At 44.9% G+C, this 10,188-nt stretch carries 7 protein-coding genes, 2 pseudogenes and 1 CRISPR repeat array; of the genes and pseudogenes, 5 read left to right on the top strand and 4 right to left on the bottom strand.

Features of this window, described 5'->3' with window-relative positions:
- Nucleotides 1-151 precede the first annotated feature (151 nt).
- Nucleotides 152-907, top strand: a complete 756-nt coding sequence (locus ACTHTA_RS03265; RefSeq protein WP_440376363.1) for a 3'-5' exonuclease — start codon at nt 152-154, stop codon at nt 905-907.
- Entirely contained in the window at nt 816-1,775 is a 960-nt protein-coding gene (locus tag ACTHTA_RS03270; RefSeq protein ID WP_440376362.1) for a hypothetical protein, read from the top strand. Before ACTHTA_RS03265 ends, ACTHTA_RS03270 begins: the two co-directional genes overlap by 92 nt.
- On the opposite strand, the pseudogene ACTHTA_RS03275 reads toward ACTHTA_RS03270, so the two are convergent.
- Both ACTHTA_RS03275 and ACTHTA_RS03280 read right to left on the bottom strand, forming a co-directional pair.
- Nucleotides 1,734-2,564, bottom strand: a pseudogene (locus ACTHTA_RS03275) (integrase core domain-containing protein). The gene ACTHTA_RS03270 and the pseudogene ACTHTA_RS03275 sit on opposite strands and share 42 nt — an antisense overlap.
- Before the next feature lie 269 nt (nt 2,565-2,833).
- Nucleotides 2,834-3,397 (bottom strand): annotated as a pseudogene (locus tag ACTHTA_RS03280) (RNA ligase); the annotation flags it as partial.
- Between ACTHTA_RS03280 and ACTHTA_RS03285 the strand changes: the two are divergent.
- The 3 genes from ACTHTA_RS03285 (at nt 3,341) to rtcR (ending at nt 6,683) form a co-directional block, all read left to right on the top strand.
- Nucleotides 3,341-4,414, top strand: a complete 1,074-nt coding sequence (locus ACTHTA_RS03285) for a 3'-5' exonuclease (RefSeq protein ID WP_440364251.1) — start codon at nt 3,341-3,343, stop codon at nt 4,412-4,414. The pseudogene ACTHTA_RS03280 and the gene ACTHTA_RS03285 overlap by 57 nt on opposite strands.
- 42 nt (nt 4,415-4,456) lie before the next feature.
- Complete coding sequence (locus tag ACTHTA_RS03290) at nt 4,457-4,981, top strand: hypothetical protein (RefSeq protein ID WP_313971470.1); 525 nt, start codon at nt 4,457-4,459, stop codon at nt 4,979-4,981.
- Nucleotides 4,982-5,060: 79 nt separating this feature from the next.
- Nucleotides 5,061-6,683, top strand: a complete 1,623-nt coding sequence (gene rtcR, locus ACTHTA_RS03295; RefSeq protein WP_440364248.1) for an RNA repair transcriptional activator RtcR — start codon at nt 5,061-5,063, stop codon at nt 6,681-6,683.
- A gap of 154 nt (nt 6,684-6,837) precedes the next feature.
- Here the strand turns inward: rtcR and fghA are convergent, their stop codons facing one another.
- Nucleotides 6,838-7,665: an S-formylglutathione hydrolase gene (gene fghA / locus ACTHTA_RS03300; RefSeq protein ID WP_313971468.1), complete on the bottom strand. Its 828-nt coding sequence runs from the start codon at nt 7,663-7,665 to the stop codon at nt 6,838-6,840.
- A gap of 8 nt (nt 7,666-7,673) precedes the next feature.
- Nucleotides 7,674-8,810, bottom strand: coding sequence for an S-(hydroxymethyl)glutathione dehydrogenase/class III alcohol dehydrogenase (locus tag ACTHTA_RS03305; protein ID WP_313971467.1), 1,137 nt, complete (start codon nt 8,808-8,810; stop codon nt 7,674-7,676).
- A gap of 246 nt (nt 8,811-9,056) precedes the next feature.
- Nucleotides 9,057-10,146: direct repeats of the CRISPR family, unit length 32 nt; unit sequence GTTTCAACACACAGCCGCCCGAAGGCGGCTGG.
- Nucleotides 10,147-10,188: the final 42 nt, after the last annotated feature.

A 10,188-nucleotide genomic window follows, 5' to 3' on the forward strand; every position in this document is an offset into this window, starting at 1 on the left:
TTCTAGAAATGGAAAAATTTATATTAACCACCCAATTTATAGTTTAGCTTTTATTATTTATACCATACTAGGAGAATAGACATTTCTTTTTATTTGGGATATTATTATTTTATATAACTTACTAAACTCTTTTACAAAAAGAAAGATATCGATGGAAACCTTCTCACAATATATAGTTATTGATACAGAGACAACTGGATTATATAAAGGATCAAGGCTTGTCCAACTTGGATGGATTGTATTTGATAAAAATGGTAATAAATTATCAGAAAATGAATACTTGATAAAACCTGTTAATTATAAAATTCCAGAATCAGCAATAGCTATCCATAAAATTACAACCGAACAAGCAATAGAAAAAGGATTCTTACCGCAAGAAGTTTTAAGTTATTTTATGAATGATATTTTCAAACCAGATACTTTATTAATTGGACATAATATTGAGTTTGATATAAGAGTCCTTGAAACAGAATTAAAGCTTTTAAATATTTTTCCTAAAAACCTTCCTATTTCAACTTATTGCACAATGCGCTCTACAAAAAATATTTGCAAAATTCCAAGTGCTAACTATAGAGACTACAAAATACCAAAGCTCATTGAATTATATAGGCATTTATTTAAAAAGGGGTTTGCAAACGCTCATAATGCACTAGCAGACTGTCGAGCAACTGCAGAATGTTTTTTCGAATTAAAAAGATTAAATTTAATTCAAAATAGTTACATTCATACTTCCATATTCAACAAAAAACAACCTCAAATTATTATTATTGAAAAAGAATACCCAAAAAAAGAAATAAAAACTAATCAATATAAATTTGAGAATACCAATTACCAATACCAATACCAATTACAATTACAATTGGATATGGTGGGTTATTGTTATTTTAATCTACTTTTTACTACCTAATACTTTCTCCAATAAAAAAGATAAATTATCAAGTTATAGTACATCGACATCAAATCCAACAACACCCCTAATAATAGAAAAACAACGTGATAGTTTACCTCCACCAGTAGAAGACCCAATAGCTCATGCACAGATACTCATTAACAATCAAGATTATAAAAGTGCTTTACCTATTTATACTAAATTAGCCTACCAAGGTAATGCCACAGCGCAAGATCAATTGGCTAGAATGTATCTTATGGGGCTTGGAGTAAAAATAAATCTTAGTAAAGCAGTTTACTGGTTTGAAAAAGCTGCCAATCAAGGGTTTGATAATTCACAATATGAATTAGGCCTAATGTATGCTACTGGCAAAGGAGTTACACAAAATTATCAAAATGCAATATTTTACTGGCAACAAGCAGCTACTCAAGGAAATGAAAACGCAAAAAAAGCTTTACAAGTATTAGCAGAAATGGAGCAAAAGGAAAACGCAGATTATAGAAAAAAACAGGAGGAACAACAAAGATTATTAGAAGAAAGACAACAAGCAGAACAGCAAAGATTGTTAGAAGAAAGACAACAAGCAGAACAGCAAAGATTGTTAGAAGAAAAACAAATGTTAAATAGACAACAGAAGCAGTTGCGTTTAGAGAAACAACAGGAAAACGAATTAACAGCTGCTATTCAACAATCACAATACCTTTTACAAAGTACATGGAATAAAATTCCGAATAATATTCAAACTAGCTTACTTAATGAACAAAACAATTGGGAAGCTTACCGTAACCGAAATTGTGAAAGTTATCGTAACAATAACACAACCAAACTGAATTGTTATATCCAGTTAAATGTAGGAAAACGTTGCGTTGTTTACACCACAGGTTGAGAAAAATAAGCCTGCAAGACCTCGAACGGCGTATTACCGTCCAAGCTGCCGTGCGGCTTCACGGTGTTATAAAAGTTCACAAATCGGCACAACTCCTTTCGCCGGTTCCGGACTGTCAAACAACTGTTTCTCATGCCACATCTCCATCAGGGTGCGGATAACCCGTTCCGCCTTACCGTTGGTCTGCGGACGGGCAACCCGGGTAAACTTTTGACCAATCCCGTTCTCATAACAGGCTACACCGAAAGCATGGTTGGCCGAGCCTTTATATTCCGTACCGTTGTCGGAGTAAACGCACTCAATCAGGTATGGGCAGGGATCAATCAGGTGTTCGGTCAGAAACTTGGCGGCACTGTCTGCGGTTTTGTCCGGCAAAATGGCGGCGTATAGCTCCCTTGAGAAATCGTCAATGGCGACAAACAGGTAATTCCGCTCATCGGTGGCTTTCTGCCCTTTGAGCAGCGGCAGCCGTTTGGTATCGAGATGTACCAGCTCTCCGGGGTAGGATTTATTGTAGCGTTTGGCCTGCCTTTTGAGTTTTTCCTGAATGCCGCGTTCTACCTTGACCAGGCGTTTCATTCCGTACTTTGCCTGTTTGAAACGGTTGTTGGTACTGGTTTGGGGTTTGAGCAGCCTGCCTCTTGCGGCTTTAAGTGCGCGGTAAATGGTGACGCGGCTGACTTGGTAGCGGCGTGCCAGGGAGGTTACGCTTTCCTTCCCCTGCGTGTAGGCCAGCCAAATGGCTTGGCGGTGGTGCGGGGTGAGACGGGTGTTTTTGTGCATGTTCATGTTTCAGTATTCTCCTGGAAATACTGTAAACAACGCTACTAGTTTCTACAAGTTAAATCAAGAGAGAACTCAATATTTACAAGGATTTATTATTCAATAGTGGGTAGGAATTGCTCTAAATAATAGAGTGATTCCTACTTACCAAACTAGTATTATATTTAGAATTAAATGAACACTGTCTTGTTAGTATGAGATTTTATGAGTTGATTATGTATCGGCACTATATAATTAAAAAATAATTCAAACTATTGTTTTTTTTAATATATTTTTTAAAACCGTCTCAAAAACACCTGAATGAACGCAATCTTATCCAATTCCGGCATAGCGTTGAACGCTTCCTGATACTCGTGGATGTAGTTGATTAAAGGATAAAATTCTTCATCAATATGGCGTTTGTCGAGTTTGCGGCCAATATTGCCCTCGTTGCTTCGTCCTAAAAACTTGGAAATCAGGTAATACGGCGATTTGAGTTTGAACAACATTTCGCCGTTTTGCGCATCAAATACCATAAAGCCTTCGTGTTCCACATTTTTCAGACGGCCTTTCAGCTCGCCAAACGTGATGTTTTTCAGCGTTTCGGGGCGGCGGATGCCGTATTGTTTGCCGATTTCGTCCAATTCGGTTTCGCTAAACTGACGGCCGGTCGCCACATCAATGCAGCCGATTAAGGTTTCGCCCAATTCTTCGCGGATGATGTGCACGTCTTTCGCGTCTGTGATTTCAAACAAAAAAGTGTGGTTCGGATATGCGCGGAACAGGGTTTCGTATTGCGCGCAGTGTGCGGCGGTCATGTCTGCAAACGCGCTATCAAGCGAACCGGTAGTCGAATAGATGAATACCAAGACATCAGTGAAGAACACTACCGGCTTGTTTCTGCACTTGCGGGTAGGAAGCGGGCTGAAGAAGACAAGCTGACCATTCTGGCGGTCAGCGACGATGACCAAAACATCTACGCCTTCAATGGCACGAGCAACGAGTACATACACCGTTTCCAAAAAGACTACGACGTTGCCCAACCCGACTATTTGACCTACAACTACCGCAGTACACAATACATCATCAGCGCTGCTAACAGCGTAATAAACGGCATGACAGGTCGTCTGAAAACACTGCATCCGATTGTTATCAACCCTGAACGTCAAACACAGCCCAACGGTGGTGTATGGGCTGCAACAGACAGCGAAAGGCAGGGGCGTGTGCGCCACATCAGCCTGCCGTTCGGTAGCAACAGTAACATACAGGCACAAGCTGTTATCACCGAAATAGGTCGTCTGAAAACCTTGAGCGAAGTCGCATGGAATGAGATTGCAGTTTTATCCCATCATAATGCCAGTCTCAAACCTATGCAGGCATGGTGTGAACAAAACGGCATACCTTATTTTTTGAGTGCCGACAAAAGCAGCAAAATCAAATTGCGCCACACCCGTGAGTTTGTCCGCCTGATTGATGGTGTGGAAAAACAAACCGAAGGCTTTACATCACAAGCTTTTGCAGAACTTATTAGTGAACAAGTGAAAAAAAGTGGTGGCAGTTGGTGCGTTTGGTTTAGGCAATTACAAACTGATTTCTTAAACGAATATCCACTGCAAGATGAGAAGCTACCTGAAAAGTCGGATAACCTTGCAGAGAGTCGTGAGGCAGAAATCCAAGCGTCGCCCATAGAAGACAACGGGTCGTCTGAAAACGGTAGTGGCAGTGTTAACCGATATTCGTCCGCCTTTCTGAAAAGCTGGCTCTACGAGTATGTAGGTGATGAACATGAAACCCGTTCGGAAGGTATATTTCTAGGCACGGCACACGCAGTCAAGGGGTTGGAGTTTAAGCACGTCTTCATTTTAGACGGCGGTTAGCAGGGAGTTGACGAAGCCGAACAGAGGCTTTATTACGTCGCTATGACTCGTGCCATAGAAACACTGACCCTACTGCAAACTACCCCAGAGCATCCTTGGGTGGCAAAGCTACCTGATGATATTGAAAACGTGGCTCAAATCTTTACCGAATTACCTAAGTTGAATACCGAATACAGACGTTTGGCAGCTTATCGAAACACGGCAGTCGAGGGAGAAACCGATAGCAAAAGTGATTTGGATATCGACTTCATTGTCTGTCACAACAATGTCGAAACTGTGAAACAACGTCTGTTTGCTGCTGCGGAGCTGAAAAAAGACGACCCACTGGAAATGAAGCGGACGGAGGATGGCAGATATATTTCCCTTTCTGATGATATTGAAGTTGCCCGTACCGTCAAATTACCACCGTTGCCGACAAAAACTACCGCCTATGCCAACACTTTCAGAGTACGTTATTTAGACGAAGTCGGAGAATCATTTCGCCAACGTATCCCAGAAAAAATCGGCACTAAAAAGCTGGAAAAATGGATGCTTGTTATTCCTATGTTAGTGATACCGCCTGAGTAAAAAGAGTTTTTCAGGCTATCTCAAACATGAAGAAGGCAGCTTGAATACAAGGCTGTCTGAGACTCAAACGGAATAAAAGATGAGTAACAAAAAACAAGTCGCCGTCAGTTTTCTCGGCACGGTATTGGACAGCGGTTTCGGTCAAGGGCGTTGGCAGAAGTGGCGGCCGAATGTCGCCATGAATCAACGTCAGGATTTTCAGCCTGACCGTATTGAGCTGTTTTATGCGGAGAAATACCGCGAACTGGCGGATCATGTAAAAGCCGATATTCAGCAGGTATCGCCGCACACAGTCGTCAATCTCGTGCCTATGGAGCTGGCAAACCCGTGGGACTTCTCCGAGGTTTATACCAAACTGCACGACTGGGCGGCGAGCTATCTATTTGATACAGAAGAAGAAACCTATCTCACCCACATCACCACAGGTACACACGTTGCCCAAATCTGCCTGTTCTTATTGGTGGAATCGCGTCAAATTCCGGGGGTGTTGCTCCAGACTGCGCCACCGAAAAATCAAAGATGCAGCATGATTTCAGGCGATGTTGGCAATTATGAAATCATCGATTTAGACTTGGCTCGTTACGACGTATTAGCCGAACGCCTTGCCGCCGTACGCGATGACGCAGTGCGCTACCTGAAAAGCGGCATCTCCACCCAAAACACTGCCTTCAACCGCATGATTGCCGAAATCGAACAAGTCGCACTCAATTCTCCTTCCCCCATTCTACTTTCCGGCCCCACAGGCGCAGGAAAATCCATGCTGGCACGCAGGATTTTTGAATTGAAAAAAGCACGCCATCTGATTAAAGGCACATTTGTCGATGTAAACTGCGCCACCCTTTGCGGCGACGGCGCAGCATCTGCCCTGTTCGGCCACAAAAAAGGCGCCTTTACCGGCGCCGCAGAAAAACGTGAAGGCTATCTAAAAACTGCCGACGGCGGCGTATTATTTTTAGATGAAATCGGAGAATTAGGCTTAGACGAGCAAGCCATGTTGCTCAAAGCCATTGAAGAAAAACACTTTTATCCCGTCGGCAGCGACAGCGAAGTCAAAAGCGACTTCCAACTCATCGCCGGCACCAACCGCGACTTACGCCACGAAATCCGCGCCGGACGCTTCCGCGAAGACCTGTTCGCCCGCATCAACATCTGGAATTACCCACCGCCCGCACTCGCCAACCGCCGCGAAGACATCGAGCCCAACGTCGAACACCAGCTCGCCCTAGCCTCACAAGAACTCGGCCGAACCACCCGCTTCAACAAAGAAGCCCTAGCCGCCTACCTCGACTTCGCCCACTCAGACCAAGCACCATGGCGCGGCAACTTCCGCGACCTCGCCGCCAGCATCATGCGCCTGGCCACACTCGCGCCGCAAGGCAGGATACAGGTAGAACAAGTCCAAGCTGAAATCGAACGCCTCAAATGGTTATGGTCGGAAGAACCCTTTTCAGACGGCCTCCTACATAAAAGGCCGTCTGAAAAAGCACAAGACTACCCCGATAAAGTCGATTGGGACACATTGGATTTATTCGACAAACTACAACTGCAACACGTTATCAACGAATGCCGCAAACATCCCAACATGGCCGCCGCCGGCCGTGCATTGTTTAACGTCTCCCGAACAGAAAGAGCAAAAGTCAATGACAGCGACCGATTAAGGAAATATTTACAGCGATTTGGATTGGAATGGGGAGATATTTAAATTGAGAGTGGGCAAGCTAGCTCATTTTAATCGCATTATTTTTTCATCATTTATAAAAAACAAAAGGCATCAATTCGATGCCTTTTATTTTCGTTAACATGAAAAATTAACGTTCATACCAACGTTTGGTCGATTCACGAATCACTTCTTTGGCCTACTTCAAAAATGCCGCATGATAGGCAATATGCTCACCAATAAAACTGGCAATGAAGTAATAGCTATGATCGTAGCCTTTATGGAAGCGCACATCGGCCGGTTGATTTGCCGCACGACAGGTTTCGATAAAATCTTCGGTGCGTAATTGTGTTGGTAAAAACTCATCTTCTAAGCCCTGATCAATGCGCATACCTTGTACTTTATAGCCTTGCTGGATGAGCGAGTTCGCATCATATTGCTGCCATTTTTCGCGATCTTTTCCTAAATAGGCAGAAAAGGCTTTCTCCCCCCAAGGCACGAGACTGGGCGACAAAATGGGCGAAAAGGCAGAAACACTTTGATAACGTTCCCGGTTTCGCAATGCCAATACCAATGCACCGTGTCCGCCCATTGAATGTCCCATAATGGAACATTTACCGTTGGTAGGAAAATTTTCCTCAATCAGACGGGGCAACTCATTCAAAATATAATCATACATTTGATAATTCGTCGCCCAAGGCTGCTCGGTTGCATTAAGATAAAAGCCCGCACCCTGCCCTAAATCGTAAGCATCATCGTTCGGCACTTGCTCTCCGCGAGGACTGGTATCGGGGGCAACCACAATCACTTGATGTTCTGCCGCATAACGCTGAAAGCCTGATTTGGTAATGAAATTTTGTTCAGTGCAAGTCAAGCCAGAAAGCCAATAAATCACACCAAGCGGTCGATTCTCCTGATTATCCGGCAAATAGACGGCAAATTTCATTTCGCATTGAAGCGTTTGGGCATGGTGTGCCCAAACTTGTTGCGAACCACCAAAAATTTGATGTTGTTCAATCAGTTTCATCGCGTACCTTAGTAATGAATAACAGCGCGGATCGATTTACCTTCATGCATTAACTCAAAGGCTTCATTGATTTGATCAAGTGTCATTGTGTGGGTCACAAACGGTTCTAACTCGATGTCGCCTTTCATTGAATCTTCCACCATTTTCGGAAGTTCAGAGCGGCCTTTAACGCCACCAAACGCCGTACCTTTCCAAACACGACCTGTGACCAACTGGAACGGACGAGTTGAAATTTCTTGGCCTGCACCCGCTACGCCGATGATAATAGATTGTCCCCAGCCACGGTGCGCACTTTCTAATGCCTGGCGCATTACGTTTACGTTGCCGATACATTCAAAGGTATGGTCAATGCCCCATTTATTGATGTCTAACAACACATCTTTGATCGGTTTATCGTAATCGTTCGGGTTCAAACAGTCAGTTGCACCAAACTGTTTCGCCAGCTCGAATTTTGAAGGATTGGTATCAATGGCAATAATGCGGCCCGCTTTGGCTTGACGCGCACCTTGCACCACAGCCAAACCAATCGCTCCCAAGCCAAACACGGCAACAGAGTCGCCTTCTTGTACTTTTGCCGTATTATGTACCGCACCAATACCTGTGGTAACGCCGCAGCCAAGCAAACATACTTGTTCATGGTTGGCTTCAGGATTGATTTTCGCCAGTGAAACTTCGGCAACAACAGAATATTCACTGAAAGTCGAACAGCCCATATAGTGATAGATCGGCTGACCTTGATAAGAAAAACGCGTCGTGCCGTCCGGCATTAAGCCTTTACCTTGCGTCTCACGTACCGCAACGCATAAGTTGGTTTTGCCTGAACGGCAAAACTCACATTCGCCACATTCAGCGGTGTAAAGAGGAATGACGTGATCACCCGGTTTTACGCTTGACACACCTTCGCCCACAGCAACAACCACACCCGCACCTTCATGCCCAAGCACCACAGGAAATACGCCTTCAGGATCGCTTCCTGATAACGTAAATGCATCTGTATGACACACGCCCGTGTGCGTGTTACGAATTAACACCTCGCCTTTGCGTGGCATTTCTACATCGATTTCCACAATTTGTAAGGGTTGATTTGGTGCAAATGCCACCGCCGCACGAGATTTGATGGTTGAATTGGTTTGTTTATTTTCCATTATTTTTTCCTTTTAATTCATTAATTAAAGTTATCTAGCCTAAGTAAGATAACAACAGGTTATACTTTGACCTCCACTCTAACGCAAGCGTTTTTGCAATTTTCGCTCCGGCGGTAGCATGATCGACTGATGGGCCACCATACAATCGGCGGTTAAAGGCTTCCGAATGTTTCCCTAAGTCATGAAGCTGTCCCGTTTGGCAGGCAATTTCCTGCGCACCGAAGAAGAGTAGCCTGCTTGGACGATATTTGAACATACAGCCACCCAAAGGCGGCTGACGGAATAGGTCGTCATAGAGTTCGTAGTTACTAGAGTTTCAGCACACAGCCGCCTGAAGGCGGCTGGAAAATTATTCCTAACCTGCCTATTCCAGAAGGCGTTTCAACACACAGCCGCCCGAAGGCGGCTGGTTGTCCGCGTAGGTGCCTATATTTTTTCCGAAAGGTTTCAACACACAGCCGCCCGAAGGCGGCTGGTAGGCTTTCTTTACGTCTGCATTCCACCAAAAAAGTTTCAACACACAGCCGCCCGAAGGCGGCTGGAAAACACCAATTGCACACAATAGTATTTTCTGTTGTTTCAACACACAGCCGCCCGAAGGCGGCTGGAAAACACCAATTGCACACAATAGTATTTTCTGTTGTTTCAACACACAGCCGCCCGAAGGCGGCTGGTTTGATACACGTTTCAATCATTTTGACATATTTTGTTTCAACACACAGCCGCCCGAAGGCGGCTGGTCGGTGGCAACGGCATTAATCGAGGCGCATGGAGTTTCAACACACAGCCGCCCGAAGGCGGCTGGGGCAGTAAACCAGCCTCACGATAGATTGCGACAGGTTTCAACACACAGCCGCCTGAAGGCGGCTGGGATTTACAGCAAATCGGATTTTGTGATTGAGCCGGTTTCAACACACAGCCGCCTGAAGGCGGCTGGCTTCCTATATCATGCACTTAATCGTTCTTTAATTGTTTCAACACACAGCCACCTGAAGGCGGCTGGCATCCCTGTATGTATCCAGTATGTATCCGTGGGTAGTTTCAACACACAGCCGCCTGAAGGCGGCTGGGCCAGCACCCGCAAGCCGGGCGTGTACGCCGAATGGTTTCAACACACAGCCGCCTGAAGGCGGCTGGGTGGCATGACACTAACGGATGGTTTATCGGTGCGGTTTCAACACACAGCCGCCTGAAGGCGGCTGGGGGTTGTATTTACGTTTGCGGTTGTATTGCCGTTTGTTTCAACACACAGCCGCCTGAAGGCGGCTGGTCCACGAATCCTTGTTCTTGGTTTACTGCGATTTGTTTCAACACACAGCCGCCTGAAGGCGGCTGGTCCACGAATCCTTGTTCTTGGTTTACTGCGATTTGTTTCAAC

Origin of the sequence: Neisseria sp. P0013.S005 (assembly GCF_051958425.1) — a bacterium.
GTDB classification, from domain to species: Bacteria; Pseudomonadota; Gammaproteobacteria; order Burkholderiales; family Neisseriaceae; genus Neisseria; species Neisseria subflava.